Annotated in this window: 16 protein-coding genes and 1 tRNA gene; 5 read left to right on the top strand and 12 right to left on the bottom strand. The window is 57.6% G+C overall.

Annotated features, from left to right (window positions below; all coding sequences use genetic code 11):
* Positions 1-31: 31 nt before the first annotated feature.
* Entirely contained in the window at positions 32-877 is an 846-nt protein-coding gene (locus JHC09_RS02155) for a division plane positioning ATPase MipZ (protein ID WP_248308834.1), read from the bottom strand.
* Positions 878-1,264: 387 nt separating this feature from the next.
* Here JHC09_RS02155 and JHC09_RS02160 point away from each other — a divergent pair, with 387 nt between their 5' ends.
* A complete protein-coding gene (locus tag JHC09_RS02160) occupies positions 1,265-2,098 on the top strand; it encodes an HAD hydrolase-like protein (protein ID WP_282567623.1) in 834 nt (277 codons plus the stop codon).
* Between the two features lie 12 nt (positions 2,099-2,110).
* On the opposite strand, the gene JHC09_RS02165 is transcribed toward JHC09_RS02160, so the two are convergent.
* Entirely contained in the window at positions 2,111-3,160 is a 1,050-nt protein-coding gene (locus JHC09_RS02165; protein WP_199530618.1) for a metalloregulator ArsR/SmtB family transcription factor, read from the bottom strand.
* A 166-nt stretch (positions 3,161-3,326) separates the two neighbouring features.
* On the opposite strand from JHC09_RS02165, the gene JHC09_RS02170 reads away from it, so the two are divergent.
* Positions 3,327-4,013: a hemolysin III family protein gene (locus JHC09_RS02170; protein ID WP_199530619.1), complete on the top strand. Its 687-nt coding sequence runs from the start codon at positions 3,327-3,329 to the stop codon at positions 4,011-4,013.
* Positions 4,014-4,016: 3 nt separating this feature from the next.
* Here the strand turns inward: JHC09_RS02170 and JHC09_RS02175 are convergent, their stop codons facing one another.
* Both JHC09_RS02175 and JHC09_RS02180 read right to left on the bottom strand, forming a co-directional pair.
* Complete coding sequence (locus tag JHC09_RS02175) at positions 4,017-4,469, bottom strand: DUF192 domain-containing protein (protein WP_248308835.1); 453 nt, start codon at positions 4,467-4,469, stop codon at positions 4,017-4,019.
* A 26-nt stretch (positions 4,470-4,495) separates the two neighbouring features.
* A complete protein-coding gene (locus JHC09_RS02180) occupies positions 4,496-5,104 on the bottom strand; it encodes a cold-shock protein (RefSeq protein ID WP_248306052.1) in 609 nt (202 codons plus the stop codon).
* A gap of 200 nt (positions 5,105-5,304) precedes the next feature.
* On the opposite strand from JHC09_RS02180, the gene JHC09_RS02185 reads away from it, so the two are divergent.
* From JHC09_RS02185 to JHC09_RS02195, 3 genes are all read left to right on the top strand, one after another.
* Positions 5,305-5,721: a VOC family protein gene (locus tag JHC09_RS02185; RefSeq protein ID WP_169196130.1), complete on the top strand. Its 417-nt coding sequence runs from the start codon at positions 5,305-5,307 to the stop codon at positions 5,719-5,721.
* A 139-nt stretch (positions 5,722-5,860) separates the two neighbouring features.
* Positions 5,861-6,337, top strand: coding sequence for a D-Ala-D-Ala carboxypeptidase family metallohydrolase (locus JHC09_RS02190; protein ID WP_199530620.1), 477 nt, complete (start codon positions 5,861-5,863; stop codon positions 6,335-6,337).
* 82 nt (positions 6,338-6,419) lie between these two features.
* Positions 6,420-6,494, top strand: a tRNA-Glu gene (locus JHC09_RS02195).
* A 133-nt stretch (positions 6,495-6,627) separates the two neighbouring features.
* On the opposite strand, the gene JHC09_RS02200 is transcribed toward JHC09_RS02195, so the two are convergent.
* The 8 genes from JHC09_RS02200 to JHC09_RS02235 all read right to left on the bottom strand — a co-directional run bounded on the left by JHC09_RS02200 (position 6,628) and on the right by JHC09_RS02235 (position 15,495).
* Positions 6,628-7,080, bottom strand: a complete 453-nt coding sequence (locus tag JHC09_RS02200; protein WP_199530621.1) for a GreA/GreB family elongation factor — start codon at positions 7,078-7,080, stop codon at positions 6,628-6,630.
* A gap of 179 nt (positions 7,081-7,259) precedes the next feature.
* Positions 7,260-7,523: a hypothetical protein gene (locus JHC09_RS02205; RefSeq protein WP_248306572.1), complete on the bottom strand. Its 264-nt coding sequence runs from the start codon at positions 7,521-7,523 to the stop codon at positions 7,260-7,262.
* A 207-nt stretch (positions 7,524-7,730) separates the two neighbouring features.
* Positions 7,731-8,966 (bottom strand): cyclopropane-fatty-acyl-phospholipid synthase family protein, encoded by a 1,236-nt coding sequence (locus JHC09_RS02210; RefSeq protein WP_169196127.1) that lies wholly within the window; start codon positions 8,964-8,966, stop codon positions 7,731-7,733.
* 165 nt (positions 8,967-9,131) lie between these two features.
* The gene (recJ, locus tag JHC09_RS02215) at positions 9,132-10,922 is read right to left on the bottom strand and encodes a single-stranded-DNA-specific exonuclease RecJ (RefSeq protein WP_199530622.1); all 1,791 of its coding nucleotides are present in this window, start codon (positions 10,920-10,922) and stop codon (positions 9,132-9,134) included.
* A gap of 58 nt (positions 10,923-10,980) precedes the next feature.
* A complete protein-coding gene (gene glpX, locus JHC09_RS02220) occupies positions 10,981-11,967 on the bottom strand; it encodes a class II fructose-bisphosphatase (protein ID WP_199530623.1) in 987 nt (328 codons plus the stop codon).
* 38 nt (positions 11,968-12,005) lie between these two features.
* Positions 12,006-13,346, bottom strand: a complete 1,341-nt coding sequence (locus JHC09_RS02225; RefSeq protein WP_248306596.1) for a homoserine dehydrogenase — start codon at positions 13,344-13,346, stop codon at positions 12,006-12,008.
* Positions 13,347-13,568: 222 nt separating this feature from the next.
* Complete coding sequence (locus JHC09_RS02230) at positions 13,569-14,405, bottom strand: DMT family transporter (RefSeq protein ID WP_182395383.1); 837 nt, start codon at positions 14,403-14,405, stop codon at positions 13,569-13,571.
* Positions 14,406-14,526: 121 nt separating this feature from the next.
* Complete coding sequence (locus JHC09_RS02235; protein WP_199530624.1) at positions 14,527-15,495, bottom strand: ABC transporter substrate-binding protein; 969 nt, start codon at positions 15,493-15,495, stop codon at positions 14,527-14,529.
* Between the last annotated feature and the right edge of the window lie 28 nt (positions 15,496-15,523).

The following is a 15,523-nucleotide window of genomic DNA, read 5'->3' on the forward strand; positions in this document are numbered from 1 at the left end:
ACAAAAAGCGGCGTTTCGGCGCCGCTTTCTTTTATGCTGAGAGGCGTTCGTCCTGCGCGAGACGCGGGTCTGGTAAATGCAGCATGGCGACCAGATCGCGGTATTCCTGCCGCGCATTGACGTGGGACATGGACGGCGCCGCGCCCAAGAGCTTGGCGTCCAGTGGATCAAACACGGTCATGCCGATGGGGAAGAGCGAGCGGAAGATCACGCGCTCGGCAATACCATCGGCGACGCGGCACGTCAGTGCATCGGCAATTTTCACCACGCTATCATGCACGCTCGCGCCATTGCGATTGGAGAGGGCCGAGATGCGGTTACGGACGATGACCCAATCGCTTGGCGCGCCGGTGGCGATTTGGCGCTCGGCGCGGGCGCGCTGCACGTTTTTGGAATAAGGCGAGAGACTTTCCGGATCGCCGGTGCGCACGTCAATTTTTGCCAGCACGTCGAGGTCGATCATGCTGTCGTTGACGGGGGTCACAAGCGTGTCGGCTGCACTGTGCGCGAGGCGCGCGAGATGGGCGTCAAATCCCGGCGTGTCGATGACGATGAAATCGACTTCCTCGTAAAGCTTATCCATCGAGCGCGAAAAGAGCTCGAGCTCGGCCTTTTGGTTTTCCTTGATCGAGTCGCTCCAGCCAGTGGGCACATGGGCGTGCTTGGGCATAGGAATGTCACGGCCCGTGGTGTCGAGCGTATTGCGGCGATTGCGGATGTAGCGGGTCAGTGTCTGCTGGCGGCTATCGACGTCGACCGTGGCAACGCGAAAACCTTGATGCAGCAAATAGACAGCTAGGTGCAGCGACAAGGTCGACTTGCCGGAGCCACCCTTCTCATTTCCCACCACAATGACGTGCGCGCGTTGCTGGCCCAATTCCGCCTCCAAATCACAGGAGTTACCCTTAATGCCATCAACGGCTCGCATGGTTAATAAGGATTTAAGAGCACCCCAAATCACTCCGCTTATGCCGCGTGGTTTTGCGCTTCGGCACATGGTGAGTCTGGTAAAAGGCGCTGCACACGCACCTTGCATGACCCAGCCGGAGGCATCGGCCGCGAAGCCTCTGGAAAACCTCCAAGGGCATTTTCTGGAGTGACAAGGCCGAGAGGCGTCTCTCTGGGACCCGCCACAGCGTTCGGGAATAAATTTCCAGCTCAGGTCAGAGACTTAATAGAGCGCTCAACTGGTCGATAACCCTGAGCTTTTTGGGAATTTGTTCGGGCTCAGAGCAGTGGAAAGATCGGATTTGAGCGCCCGATATTGTGGCTTCTCCGCGGCAAGTGGGCGCGGGGTTGGCCCTGCAGGGTTGTACGGCGGACAAATTTAGGCCATTTTAACTATCGTCTAACGGGAGCTGAACCTCTGGCTAACCAAGCGAACCGACCAACCATCGTCCTCTTCGATCTTGATGGGACCCTGGTGCACCACGTCAATCCACGCGTGCTGCAAATGCTCGAATTCTTGGACGACTGTTCCCATAAGGGTGGACGGCTCGCAGCACGATTCCGTCTGCAGCGTCGTCAGCGCTTAAAAGAACAACGCCCACCGCGGTTATTGGTTCACCGCGCGATCCACAAAGTGCGTCGTAAGACGGTCAACGAGATGCTTTCGCCATGCGAGAACATGCGTTGCGTCCTCGAGCGCCTCCACGCCGAAGGTGTTGCCACTGGCGTCGTCAGCAACGGCCTTGGCCGTGGCTATGGCCATGATGTGCTGGAAGCTTTCGATCTGCGGAAGTATTTCTCTACGGCCGTGTTCCGTGAGGACGTACGCCGCGGCAAGCCGTGGCCAGATTCGATCCTGGAAGCGCTGTCCAATATTGGTCGCGACCTCCGCCGGACCGACGTGATCTGGTACATTGGCGACCAGCGTAAAGACATTGCCGCTGCGCAAGCGGCTTCGGAAATTATCGGCCACACCATTCGCCCGATCGCCTTGGGCGCAAGAGCAGCACTTGGCGCGATCGAACAGCGCATCCCGAATTCGCAGATTATGTGGTGTGCAGCTGATTTTGAACGCGCGGTCCATAACGCCTTCGACAGCGATGATTACTCGCTGCCGATGTATGGTCCTGTCGCTGCGCCTGTCGTCTAACAGACGAGCTCTTTAGAAGTCGAAGCCCATTTGGTTGATCGAAAGCTCAATCTCTTCGGCTTCGACTTTTTTGTCTTTCTTCTTTGGCTTCTGCTTGGCCTTTGCGGCCTCTTCGGCCGCAGCTAGTGCTGCCGCTTCAGCAGCGAGATCCGCCTCGGACTGAATGACGAAGATCGACTCTAGGTCGTCCACGGGCTTTGCGTCAGCGGCACTGGCATCGCTCGACACAGGATGTGCGACTCCGGCCTCAACAGCTTCAGAAGCGGTCTCTTCCAAATCCGTGCTCTGCAGGACGCTTTCATCCTCGACAACGAAGTCCTCAGCGGCAGCAGCGAGCTCCTCCCCGTCGAAGAACGGCGTATCGTCGGTAGAGGCATAAGCGGGCGCGCTAAAGACCTCAGCGTCTTCCAAAGTATCCATGGCCGCAAATACGGCTTCGGCTTCGGCTTCGGCTTCGGCTTCGGCTTCGGCTTCGGCTTCGGCTTCGGCTTCGGCTTCGGCTTCGGCTTCGGCTTCGGCTTCGGCTTCGGCTTCGGCTTCGGCTTCGGCTTCGGCTTCGGCTTCGGAAGTCATCTCATCTGGCTGTTCAGATGCAAGCGCCTCTTCGTCAAACACCGGCGCAATATATTCGCTCAGCTCAACGCGCTGCGGGTCTTCCGTTTCGGCAGGCAACACTGGCGCGCTGTGGGCTTGTTCAGTGGCCTCAAACCTTTCAGCGACCGGAGCCGACACGGTTACCTGTTCGTCGGCTGAGACGAGCACATCGGCTTCGTCATCCACGACCGCTTTGCTGAGCAGAAGCTCGACCCAATCGGTGGCTTTCACCAGCGGCTTGGTTTTAAGGGTGTAGAGATTTTCGCGCCCCTTCTTCACCTCGACCACGAGCCCCGCCGTCTTTAGCACGCGCAAATGGCGCGAAATGGCCGGGCGGCTGATGGTGAAGGCGTCCGCGAGCTTATGCACGGGAATGGGCCCCTGCATGAGGATCTCGATAATGCGGCAGCGCGTAGCGTCGCCGAGTGCGGAATAAACTGCGATGGGGGCTTTGGTCTTGCGCTTCATACTCTGGTTTAAAGTAACATCAGAGTTACCCGTCAAGTGAGCACGCAACTTCCTCAGAGTTTGTTCACTGAGATTGTTAGAGCATTCTAGACCATGGCCGTATTTTGCGGAACTGAAGAAAGGTTTCGGTCATTCCCGTCCCACAGGATGCTGGAAAAGGCCAAACATGAAACAGACCAGTTACAGCACCAATGCCATGCAGTTCGACCCGCGCCGCCGATATTCGGTTGGCGAAATGGTGGCCGACGCGGTGGTGCATGTCCTGGGCCTGATAGTGGCGATTGCCGCTGGTTCAGCTCTGCTGACGCTCACGGCCTTCGAGACCGCACCGGAAGCGGTGCCCGCATTGTCGATTTACGTTGGCACGTTGATCTTCGTCTTAGGCGTATCGCTCGCTTATAATCTATGGCCCCACAATTCCTGGAAACACGTGTGGGCGCGTCTTGATCAGGCGGCCATATTTCTCTTCATCGCGGGAAGTTACACGCCCTTCTTGGCAGTGCTCGGAAATTCCACACTCGGGATTACGATGATGGCGATGGTGTGGGGCGCGTCGCTCATTGGGGTTGCGCTAAAACTGATCGTGCCAGAGCGGTTTGGGCGCGTTGCCATACCGCTATATCTCGGGATTGGCTGGAGCGGCATCTTCGTGTTCAACGCCCTTGCCACCGCCCTGCCCCCAACAACCCTATGGCTGTTGCTGGCAGGCGGAGTCGCTTATTCGGCGGGGATCATCTTCCACGTGTGGGAAAAGCTTCGCTTCCAAAACGCGCTTTGGCACGTGTTTGTGGTGGCAGGGGCAAGCCTGCACCTTTGGGCCGTCATTGACTGTATGATCGTTGCGCGGATGTAGCGGTTACTGAATGCGCGAATGAACGACGCTGTCGCCAGCCTCGACGCGCAATTCGACGGTGCGTCCGCCGGGCACTTCAAGCACATACTGCACGGGACCATCCGAAGGGATTGAGGTCTTGTCATGCGGGACGGCGTTGACGTGAATGTTCTTGATGGTGCCATCCGAGGTGATGAACAGCATGTCGAGCGGGATGAAGGTGTTCATCATCCAGAAAGCGACGGGACGCTCTTCTTTGAAGTCAAAGAGCATGCCAGCGTCTGGTGCGAGCTCATGGACATTCATCAGGCCCTTGGCACGGGTTTCAGGCGTATCGACAACCTCAACCGTAAACACATGATCACCAGTCGAGGACTTAATGGTCAGGGTCTCTTCCTGGCTATACGCAGCCAAGGGCAGCGCAACGACAAGAGCCGTCGCAGCGGCGGCGAGAGTACGGGTTACGCTGTGCATCATGAGGTCCTCGTCAGGTAGGGCAGCCGTCAGTGTGACGACGGCGCGTCGCCCCAACCGTCAGGCCGAATTTCGGCGACCATAAGGCCTTTCGGGCCGTTACCATAACGAACCAACACATATTGGCCGGGACGCAGTTCTGTAATGCCGAAGCGGCGCAGGGTTTCCATGTGAACAAACACATCCGGAGCGCCCTCGCCTTCCGAGAGGAAGCCGAACCCGCGGATACGATTGAACCACTTCACTTCAAGGCGAACCATGCCGGAGGTTGGCTCAACCACCACATGGGTGCGCGCTGCCGGCATTTGAGAAGGATGGCGAGCCGTCGACTCGTCCATGGAAACAATGCGGAAGGCCTGTAGACCACCGGGGCGGTTCAGCGCTTCGACAACGATGCGCGCGCCTTCATATGCGGTCTGATAGCCGTCTCGTCGGAGGCAGGTGACGTGCAGCAAGATATCTGCGGTGCCATTATCAGGAATGATGAAGCCAAAACCTTTGCCTGCGTCAAACCACTTAATGGTACCGGTAACTTCTATGGTGTCTAAAGCGCCCTGTGGAGACAGGGCAGTTTCGTCAACCCGTTTCGTCACCGCTGCCTCACTGGACAGATCGATAGTGCCGTCGCTGTCGCCCATGCCCTTGGCCCCCATGACCCCTCAGCCCTTTTACACATCCGCTTACGCGGGTACTCAACCACTAGACCAAATCAGTCTGTCCGATTCAGTGTCAGAAGTTAAGAAGTTCTTGCTGATTTGTCGACATATGCCGTGAACGCATTGTCGAATTGCCAGTGACTTGGTAGCCCAGAGGGAATTTCGTCCGATTGGAGGATGTCTTGAAGTATCTACACACGATGGTGCGCGTCACCAATATCGAAGAAAGCCTGCGGTTTTACTGTGAAGGCCTCGGCCTTGAAGAGGTGCGCCGCCGCGAGAGCGAAAAAGGTCGATTCACACTGATCTTCCTCCGCGCTCCGGGCGATGAGGGCGGCGAAGTCGAACTCACCTATAATTGGGACCCCGAAGAGTACACCGGCGGGCGCAACTTCGGCCACCTCGCCTACCGCGTTAAGGACATCTATGCCCTGTGCCAGCATTTGCAGGACATGGGCGTCGTCATCAACCGCCCACCACGCGACGGGCACATGGCCTTCGTTCGGTCGCCAGACGGCATTTCCGTTGAACTGATCCAAGACGGCACCCTTGAACCACAAGAGCCATGGCTCTCGATGCCGAACACCGGCAGCTGGTAAACAGCGTTTAGAGCGAATTCATGTTTCGCTAACCTTTCCAGTTAGCGGGTGGTTAGCGAAACATCTCTAATTTTAGCGATTATCTCACCGGCCACTTGCCTGTTGCGCAATGACGACACCGGCCCCGTGGAAATCGCTCATGCTCCCTATCGCACGCTCACTCGCCGCTATCATCACCACCGCTACTGTTTTGGCGGGCTGCTTGCCAATGGCTCTGTTCGCGAGCGGCTCAGGATCTGGCTACAGTGGTGTGCGCCAAGACTGGGGCACCTACGTCGCGTCAAAGCAGGTGAATGCCTTTTGCATTTCTCCAAAACTCCGATTTGTTATCTGGGAGTTTGAAGGTCGCTTTGGCAAGAAGGTGGTTATGCAGTCGGGCTATCGCGATACAGCGCATAACAATGCGGCTGGCGGCGCCTCCAACTCGTTCCACACCAAGTGCATGGCGGCGGACTTCTACATACCGGGTGTTCCGAAGGACCAACTCATCGCCTTCGCGCGCAATCTTCCCAGTGTTGGCGGCTTGGGCTGCTATCCGGGCCGGAACTTCATCCACGTCGACGTTCGCGATCGTCCACGCGGTTATCGCGGCCCTGTTACCTTCTCAGGCTGTTGAAAACTAACAGGTTTGCATTTTTCTTCGCGCTCGGGGTTGCGCAAGCCGCAACCTCCATCTATACGAGCGTCATCGAACTGATGCGCCCTTCGTCTATCGGTTAGGACGGCACCCTTTCACGGTGCAGAGAGGGGTTCGATTCCCCTAGGGCGTACCACTTTCCACCTGTTTTCTTCGTAACGGTGGACGATCTCTCCTCCCCACACTGTTATAGATCAAGCAGACGTAAGTCGGCTCGACGTTTTCTGCTCGAATTGGCAGCCTCTGCGAACAGAGACTGCCACTGGCTTTTAGGCTGCCGTGGGACCAGATGGATCTGTATCGGTGGTGTCTGGGTTTGACACACTAAGCACCTTAATGCGCCGCACGGACTGATCCGGCCCTTCAACCCAGCTCATGACATGGCCCGGCCGCAAGCCGAGAAGGGCCGCGCCCTCTGCCGAAGTCACCGATAGGCGGTATGTACCGCCCAATTGCGCCTCTTCCGGCATGACCAGCTTGGCGCAACGCTCTTCGCCCGGCAGCAGAACATATTTGACCAAACTGCCTATCCGCACGACATCTCGCGGCAAGAACGCATCGGCAATAATGCTTGCCCGATCAAGCTCATAGAGTAGAAAGTCCATGCGCTCGGCGGTTTGTCCAACTTCGGTCAGAGCTGCCACCGTCAGGCGCTTATGATCCTGCTCGCCAATGAGGAGCTCTGGCGAAGGCATCCAATCAGACAAAGAAATGGTCGTCATTTTCCGGTCTCCTTGAGGGACAAGGCGGTCGATGGAATTTTCGATGCTCGGTCAAAGGTGGTAAATAAGTGTTCTGGTGCCGCAGGGGGCTTATCGAAATCGCGCAGGCACCACGGGCAGCGATTAGCTGCCCGTGGCCTCGGTCCTGAACAGGATCGACAATAGCGGAGAACCTGCATTCATTTCTCCGAGCCGTCGAGCGACCTTCGCGAGATGTTCTGCAACAGTGTCTGACGGTCTTCCAGCGAGCGCAGACGGATGGTCATCGTCTCGGTCTTGATCGGCGTTTGTGGTGGAAGATTGTAATCGAGCTCCGGCATGTGAGCATCGGCCCAAGCTTTGAAACGGCTCAGCTTGTGGCTGCCAAGGATAGGGAGGGTGACGGAATACTTATAGGTCATCGACAGGATCTCATGCGCAAATAGACCCGATGCAGAAAGCATCCGGCTAAAGCGTTCAAAATGTGAGAGAGGGGAACACTGAGGTTATCCTGGTGCCGCTCTTGCCATTACGGCAGGTAGCAACACCAGGCTACTAAAGTGCCTGGCGAAGACCGTGTCCCAACAATCGGGTTATGCAGATCGTCCCGTTCATGGCCCCATCATGGCCATTTAGACAGCTTTGTCAAACCGTTGGCGAAAAGCCCGAAATTACTCGGGCTTTCTGTATTGATAGATACCGACGTCGATAGCGCCCTCAGCAAAACCCGCTTCGCAATAGCTCAGATAATAGACCCATTTGCGCTTGAAGTGCTCGTCATAGCCTAGCGGCGCGATCATGGGCCAACGCTCCAGGAAGCGCTCACGCCAGAGTTTTAGCGTGCGCGCATAGGACAGCCCGAAGAGCGATGTGTTTTCGAGCACGAGGCCGTGGCGCTCGCCAAATTCCTTCATCGCCGACTTGGTCAGCAGCATGCCGCCCGGGAAGATGTAACGCTGAATGAAATCAGGGCCACTTCTATAGGCCTCAAAATCCTCTTCCCGGATCGTGATCGCTTGGATGGCGGCGGTGCCGCCGGGCTTGAGACGGTCATTCAGGGTTTTGAAATAGCTTGGCCAATTGTCTTCGCCGACGGCTTCGATCATTTCGATGGAACAGATGTGATCAAACTGCCCCTGCGTATGGCGATAGTCCTCAAAGACGAGAGTGCCGAGATCATCCAGCCCTTGGCGTGCGAGGCGTTCTTTGGCGAATTTGAGCTGTTCCGCAGACAGGGTGATGCCGCGCAGATGGGCCTTATAGTCCCGCGTGACCGTTTCAGCGAACCCACCCCAGCCGCAACCGATCTCGAGAATGCTACTCCCCTCAGTGACGCCTGCCATGTCGGCAACGCGGCGATATTTTGCCAGCTGCGCCTCTTCAAGGCTTTGGTCTCCGGAACTGAAGAGCGCTGACGAGTATGTCATCGAAGGGTCGAGCCACTGCCCGTAGAAGTCATTGCCGAGATCGTAGTGCTCGGAGATGTTTTTCTTGGAGCCCTCAAGCGTGTTCCGACGCGAAAGGTGATAGTGCAGATCGCCAGCGGCCTTCTTAAAGAACCCCTTGTTGGCATTATCGAACATGTCGCGGTTTTGCAGAAAGAAACGGAACACCTGAGTGAGGTCATCCGCTTCGATATCGCCATTCATATAGGCGGCTGCAAACCCAACAGTGCCGCGCTGACTGGCTTCTTTAAGGACCTTAAAATTGTTCAGGCGAAGCGTGGCATGGCCACCAGCATTCCCCTGCCCGACAGTCCGACTGCGACCATCGGGAAACACAACCGTTAGGGAACCATGGCGCGGATTGCCGATTAGAGAAACGCCAATCTGCGCGACCAACCAAGACGAAAAATGCGCCCACAAAGACGCGCCGCCGTTGGAATTATTGACAGCTGTCTTGCTCATTGCCGTGTCGTCCTACCATCCAAAAAGGCGATGGCTCATTACCGTCGCCGAGATATCTAAGCGCAGGCACCAGCAGTGTTGCTCGCCCTTGGGCGCACTGCAGGTCAGCGCTTAGTTTATTCACTGCAAATGGATACGCAAGCGGGCAGTTCCCAGATCACCGCTTTAGCGGCTGGGACGCGCAATATCTGTCAGGCGGAGCTGAGCTTGCTCGCGGCCTTGGTAATGATCTAGCGAGAGGCTGCCAGCGAAGTGGAACGGTTGGTCGGCTTCACGCAAAAGCGTGTCGCCAATTGGTGTGCCAGCGGCGCGGAAGGCGATGGCTTTGAGCTTGGCACCGTCGTCGGAGGTGAGGGTGAAACTGACGTGACCGCCCTTCCCCACAACTTGCGGATAGCGCGCGCGATGCGCCGGGAAAACGAAGACCGGATTTGGGTTGCCGGAACCATACGGCCCGGCTTTTTCAATTTTGTGCAGAAGATCAACCGTTGCACCGCGGGCCGTGAGCGCAGCGTCTATTTTGAGCGCAGACGCAGCTCGCGCCGTGCGCACGCTGGCCTCAAGACGATCAGCCATGAAGGCGCGGAAGACGCCGAGGTCGCCTTCCTTGATGGTAATGCCAGCCGCCATCGCATGGCCACCACCCTTGGGCAAAATGCCAGCGTCCACGGCAGCGATAACGGCGCTGCCGAGATCCACGCCCGGAACCGAACGGCCGGAGCCCGTACCGGTCCCATCCGGATTGATGGCAATGGCAAAGGCGGGCCGATCAAAACGCTCTTTGAGGCGCGCAGCGACGAGGCCGACAACGCCGGGGTGCCACTTTGACGAAGCCAGAACCAGAAGCGGAGGCCCTTCACCACCGGCGATTTCAAGCTCGGCAGTGGCGTAGGCTTCTTCGACGGCCTCAACTTCAATGCGCTGACGCTCGGTATTGAGTTCATCGAGCTTGGCCGCAATGACCATCGCCTGCTGCTCATCATCAATGGTGAGGAGCTTGGTGCCCAAAGCGGCGTCGCCAATGCGACCGCCAGCGTTGATGCGCGGCCCCAAAAGGAAACCAAGGTGATACGGGTTAAGGGGGCCATTGAGGCGAGCGGCTAAGCTAAGCGCCTGCATGCCGGGCTTTTCGCCCTTGCGCGCGACTTCCAGCCCGCGCAGCACAAAGGCACGGTTAAGACCAACCAATGGCACGACGTCACAAACTGTCGCCAGCGCCACAAGGTCGAGCAATTTCATTAGATCAGGCAGGCCCGTGTCGCCGCGATTGCGCAACACACGGTTGACTGCGACCAGAACCATAAAGGTTACGCCTGCTGCGCAGAGGTGGCCAAGGCCGGAGATATCGTCAGGACGATTTGGGTTCACCAAGGCATTGGCGTTGGGCAGCGCGTGATCGGCCAAGTGGTGGTCGATGACCAGTACATCGGCGCCGCGCTCGCGTGCGTGCGCGATTGGCTTTTCACTGGTGGTGCCACAGTCTAGCGTGATGATGAGGCTTGCCCCACCATCGATGAGCTTATCCATCGCGCCAATGTTTGGGCCATAGCCTTCAAAGATGCGGTCAGGAATATGGACCTGCGGATCGAGGCCGAAATGGTGCAGGAACCGCGCCATCAGTGCGCAAGAGCAAGCGCCGTCCACGTCATAGTCGCCAAATAGGGCGACACTCTCATTGTCGGTGACGGCCTTGGCGATACGCTCTGCCAGTTCGTCCATCGCCGTGAGGGTGGACGGATCGGGCATGAGATTGCGGATTGTCGGCTCGAGATAGGTGACCGCCTCCTCAATGCCGATGCCGCGCCCGGCAATAATCCGGGCCAAGATATCGGGCAGATTGGCGCGCTGGGAGATCGCCGCAGCTGTGCGCGCGCTCGCCGTATCCAAACGATCCACCCATGCACGACTGGTGATGGAAGATGTGACGTCGAGGAAATGGCGCGGAGCTTCTTGCATGAGGCAGGGTTAGGCGATTTTGAACGCGCGGTCGAGAGGCGATAAAGCCCCCCCGGCCCTAGCGTGCGTGACGCGCTTTAATCCAGCGAGTGGTTTGGCTCCAAGAGCGCATGACAACGGTGGAGGTTTCGATTGTCGTGCGGCGCAGGCGGACGCCATCGACGAGCGAACCATCGGTCACCCCAGTTGCCGAAAACAAAACATCCCCAGAGGCGAGCTCGGAAACATCGTAGACACGGTTTGGATCGGTAATACCCATTTCATGCGCGCGCTTGCGCTTGTCGGGCGTGTCGAGAATAAGCTTGCCCTGCATCTGCCCGCCAATGCAGCGCAGTGCTGCGGCCGCCAGAACGCCCTCAGGCGCGCCGCCGGAGCCGAGGTAGATGTCGACGCCGGTGTCTTCAGTGTTCACCGCGTGGATAACGCCAGCGATGTCGCCGTCACTGAGGAGTTTTACGGAAACGCCAGCGCTGCGCAGCTCTTCGATGAGAGCAGCGTGACGGGGGCGATCGAGCACGATAGCGGTGATTTCACTGACAGGAACGCCTTTGGCCTTCGCGAGCGAAGTGACGTTTTCAGTGGCGGTCCAATCAATGTGGACCGTTCCGGCCGGATAGCCAGCACCAATAGCAATTTTGTGCATGTAGACGTTGCGAGCAACGTTGAGCAGACCACCTCGTTCAGCCATGGCCAATACGACGATCGAGTCAGGCTGGTTCTTGGCGCAGAGGGTGACGCCTTCGAGCGGATCGACAGCAATATCGACTTCGGGCCCCTCGCCCAAGCCGACTGTCTGACCGACGTAGAGATCGTCACATTCGAACTGTTCGCCTTCGCCAATAACGATGCTACCGGAAATTTGGACGCGGTTGAGTTCGGTCACCATGGCTGTGACAGCCGCTTCGTCAGCGGCTTTCTCATTGCCCTTGCCGCGCCATTCAGCGGCGGCAATTGCTGCCCGCTCGGTGACGCGGACCATTTCCAGCGTCAGCCAGCGATGCAGCTTGGTTGCGTTTCTGTCTTGGTCGACTTTACTCAGCTTCATGCCTTCCCCCTCCGAGCACTAAGCCCGGACCGGCAAGGTCAGAGCTTTTCGATGCGGATCAGTTGTGCTTTCCCGACTATGAACCCATCTGCTGCGATGAGCGCAAGCGCTTCTCGCACGGATGATTCCAAAGTCTGTTGGGTAATCATCACAACGGTACGGGTTGGAGACCCATCCGGCGCGACTGCCTTAGCACCAAGATCAGACCGCTGGATGACAGAATCGATAGAAATTCCCTTTTCACCCATGCGTGCGGTAATGGCCGCCAAAGCCCCAGCAACATCCTTAGCGGCAAGGCGAACGTAGAACCCACCTGCATGAGGAAGCGATGGCGCCTCAACATAGGGCAGAAGTTCGTCGCTTGGCACGCCCAGAGGCGGCACGCGGGTGCCACGGGCAATATCGAGAATATCCGAAAGAACCGAAGACGCAGTCGGAGGACCACCTGCGCCCGGACCTGCGAGGAGCAGTTCGTGCACGTGGTCGGTTTCGAGCGCGACAGCGTTCATCACGCCATCAACACCAGCAATGGCGCTGCCCTTAGGCACAAAAGTCGGGTGAACGCGCTGTTCGACGCCGTTCTCGGTGCGCTCAGCAATGCCGAGGAGCTTGATTTTGTAACCAAGGTCCTGCGCGACCTGAATGTCGTGCTGGGTGATGTTGGAAATGCCTTCGATGCGCATTTTGTCCGGCGCGATCTCATAGCCGAAGCAAAGGGTCGCGAGGATGGAGAGCTTGTGCGCCGTGTCGAAACCTTCGACGTCGAAGGTCGGGTCAGACTCGGCATAGCCGAGAGCCTGAGCATCCTTCAAGCAATCGGCGAAGGAGATGCCTTCATTGCCCATGCGGGTTAGGATGTAATTGCAGGTGCCGTTCATAATGCCAAAAACCTTGGCAATACGAGCGGAGCCCAGACCTTCACGCAGGGTTTTGATGACCGGAATGCCACCAGCAACGGCTGCTTCAAAACCGAGTTGAGCGCCGGATTCTTCTGCGATCTTAGCAAGGCCCACGCCATGCTTGGCAAGAAGGGCCTTGTTTGCAGTGACGACCGGACGGCCGATTTCGAGAGCAGCTTTAACGGCTGCATAGGCGGGGCCATCTTCGCCGCCGATGAGTTCTACAAAGAGATCGATGCCATCCCATTTCGCCAAGGCGACCGGATCGTCGAACCACTCTATGTTAGAAATATCAATGCCGCGATCTCGGGAACGCGAGCGCGCGGCAACAGCAACAACTTCGAGCTGTCGACCAAGTTTTCGCGTGAGTTCGGTGCCGTCTTTTTGCAGGATACGAACCAAGGTCGCACCCACATTGCCAAGGCCAGCTACGCCAATGCGTAGTGGTGCTTGGCGGTCAGCTTCGCCGAATTCCGCCATCGCCTTGAGAATACGCGCGCGCGTTTCGGTGCGTGGCTCACGGCCATCGCGCAGATCGAAAACGAACAGCGGATCCCCTGCAACAATTCTGCCGAAACGGGTGGGTGTCCACCCACGAGCAGAGATGAAGGATTCGACGGTTTGGCGGAAAGACTGAATGTCACTCATAGTGGGCGCCATCTGCATAGGAAATCGCCTAGAGGTCAATAGGAGTTTGGTCGATTATCGAGCGAGACCCAAGCAAATCGCGCCTATAGCGACGATGACCGCCGAGACGATGCGCCATGCGTTGAGTTTTTCGCCCAAGAACAGCCAACCGATGATCACCGCAAACACAACTGAGGTTTCACGCAAGGCAGATACGGGCCCAGCCGAACCGATGGAGAATGCAACAATGACGAGCGTATAGCTCACCATAGAGATCGCGCCGCCAAGAAGAGCCTTGTGGGTTTCTCGGCTTTTCCAATCGACAGTGAACCGCCTACGAACGGCCAGCACGCAGACCGGCAGCAGAATGCCAAAGCAGATATTGCCCCAGGCCGAATAGGCAATGGCATTCTCGGCAAATCGCACGCCGATGGCGTCGGCGGTTTGATAGCTGGCAACGAACAGACCTGTGGCGAAGGCAAAGAGTATGGAACTGGTGTTGGCCCTGCCCCGCGAAAAAGCGAGGCTCATGATGCCGACGGCGATGATCGCGACGCCAATAATCTGAAGTTGCGATGGCACTATTCCGGTGAGCAGGAATGCGCCCAGCATAACCAGCAGCGGAGCAGTGCCGCGAACAATGGGATAGACCTGCCCCAGTTGGCCATAGCGATAGGCCGCCACAAGGAAGAAGCCATAGGCCGTCTGGAAGAGTGCCGAAAGAAGAATGTAAGGCCACGCCTCTGCGCTCGGCATCGGCAAGGCGATCACAAGCGGAATAGAGATCAGGGTGCCGGCAAAGCTCATGACCGTCAGCACCCAGAGGCGATCGGCACCGGAGCGCAAGAAGGCATTCCACGTGGCGTGAAAAATTGCTGCGGTTAAAGCCAGCAGGATTACAGTCGTCGACATAAGTGCAGTCCAGCCGCCCACAAACAGGGGCAGCAGCACCACGCCCCGACAATATCCCCCCAGGCAGGCTATCAGCGCCTAAGGGGATGTCAATTTAACGCCAAGGCGTTTCGCCCCGATATTACTGCGCTTTAGACTTATCCACGGCTTCGCTGATGCGCCGAATGTATTCTGGATAGCCCCATTTGAGCGAAAGAGCGCTAGGGGGCGATACTGAATTGATCAACTCGGGACCTACCATGCTGGCAATAGCGCCGGAGCGCACTTGAGGGGTTCGTGCCATGGCTGGGTGACTAAAAAACGCCTCCGCATCGGCGTCGGTGTCAGCATAAGTGATATAGATGTCGCTGGTCAGCTCGTTCGCACGCTCGAAACTGAGGCTGTAATAGAAGCTGTTCACGTCACCCAATTGCGCAACACTGGGCGCGAGGGTGAGGCCAGCATCTTCGAGGAAGGTCATGCGCGGATCGACCGCCGTATAGACCGACACGGCGCCATCATAACCGCCAATACCGGCGAAGGTGGCACCCTGTACCTGCGGATATTTTGCCGTTTGGTCAGCGATGAACTGCTCCAATTCAGCGACCAATGCCTCGGCCTCTGCGGCTTTGCCCATAGCCGTCCCGGTCAAGGTAATCGTGTCCTGCCAAGTGGTGCTCCACGGCTTGTCCGGGAAGGCAACAACGGGCGCGATTTGGCTGAGGCGGGTGTATTCCTCTTCGGTGATGCCGGAATACACGGCGATGATCACATCGGGCGTAAGCGCTGCAATGGCCTCATAGGGCACGCCACCGGATTGAGAGAGAATTGTTGGAAAATCGGCGCCAAGCGCAGCAATCGCGTCTTTGGTCCAGGTCAGAGCCCCATTGTCGTCGCCACCGTAGGTAAAATGCGGAATCCCGACAGGCGCTTCGCCCAAGGCAACGACAGCGTCCTGAACGGCCCAGCCCCAGGTGACAATGCGCTCTGGTTTTTCGGGAATGATTGTCTCCCCGTAGGTGTGCTGCATTGTGAGGGGGAACTCTTGGGCGAAACTGGCGCCAGCGAGCAGGAACAGCGGAACGGCGTATACAATTGACTTCGTCAGCATTGCGCACCTTTTGCGGTTTAGAGAAACC

The sequence above is a fragment of the Devosia sp. MC532 genome, assembly GCF_016461625.1.
GTDB lineage: Bacteria > Pseudomonadota > Alphaproteobacteria > Rhizobiales > Devosiaceae > Devosia.

Bases quoted from the DNA above. Each gene is read 5' to 3' on its own strand.
- JHC09_RS02165 (WP_199530618.1), bottom strand. From the start codon at position 3,160: ATGAAGCGCAAGACCAAAGCCCCCATCGCAGTTTATTCCGCACTCGGC.
- JHC09_RS02170 (WP_199530619.1), top strand. From the start codon at position 3,327: ATGAAACAGACCAGTTACAGCACCAATGCCATGCAGTTCGACCCGCGC.
- JHC09_RS02175 (WP_248308835.1), bottom strand. From the start codon at position 4,469: ATGATGCACAGCGTAACCCGTACTCTCGCCGCCGCTGCGACGGCTCTT.
- JHC09_RS02180 (WP_248306052.1), bottom strand. From the start codon at position 5,104: ATGGGCGACAGCGACGGCACTATCGATCTGTCCAGTGAGGCAGCGGTG.
- JHC09_RS02190 (WP_199530620.1), top strand. From the start codon at position 5,861: ATGCTCCCTATCGCACGCTCACTCGCCGCTATCATCACCACCGCTACT.
- JHC09_RS02200 (WP_199530621.1), bottom strand. From the start codon at position 7,080: ATGACGACCATTTCTTTGTCTGATTGGATGCCTTCGCCAGAGCTCCTC.
- JHC09_RS02205 (WP_248306572.1), bottom strand. From the start codon at position 7,523: ATGCTTTCTGCATCGGGTCTATTTGCGCATGAGATCCTGTCGATGACC.
- JHC09_RS02210 (WP_169196127.1), bottom strand. From the start codon at position 8,966: ATGAGCAAGACAGCTGTCAATAATTCCAACGGCGGCGCGTCTTTGTGG.
- recJ (WP_199530622.1), bottom strand. From the start codon at position 10,922: ATGCAAGAAGCTCCGCGCCATTTCCTCGACGTCACATCTTCCATCACC.
- glpX (WP_199530623.1), bottom strand. From the start codon at position 11,967: ATGAAGCTGAGTAAAGTCGACCAAGACAGAAACGCAACCAAGCTGCAT.
- JHC09_RS02225 (WP_248306596.1), bottom strand. From the start codon at position 13,346: ATGGCGGAATTCGGCGAAGCTGACCGCCAAGCACCACTACGCATTGGC.
- JHC09_RS02230 (WP_182395383.1), bottom strand. From the start codon at position 14,405: ATGTCGACGACTGTAATCCTGCTGGCTTTAACCGCAGCAATTTTTCAC.
- JHC09_RS02235 (WP_199530624.1), bottom strand. From the start codon at position 15,495: ATGCTGACGAAGTCAATTGTATACGCCGTTCCGCTGTTCCTGCTCGCT.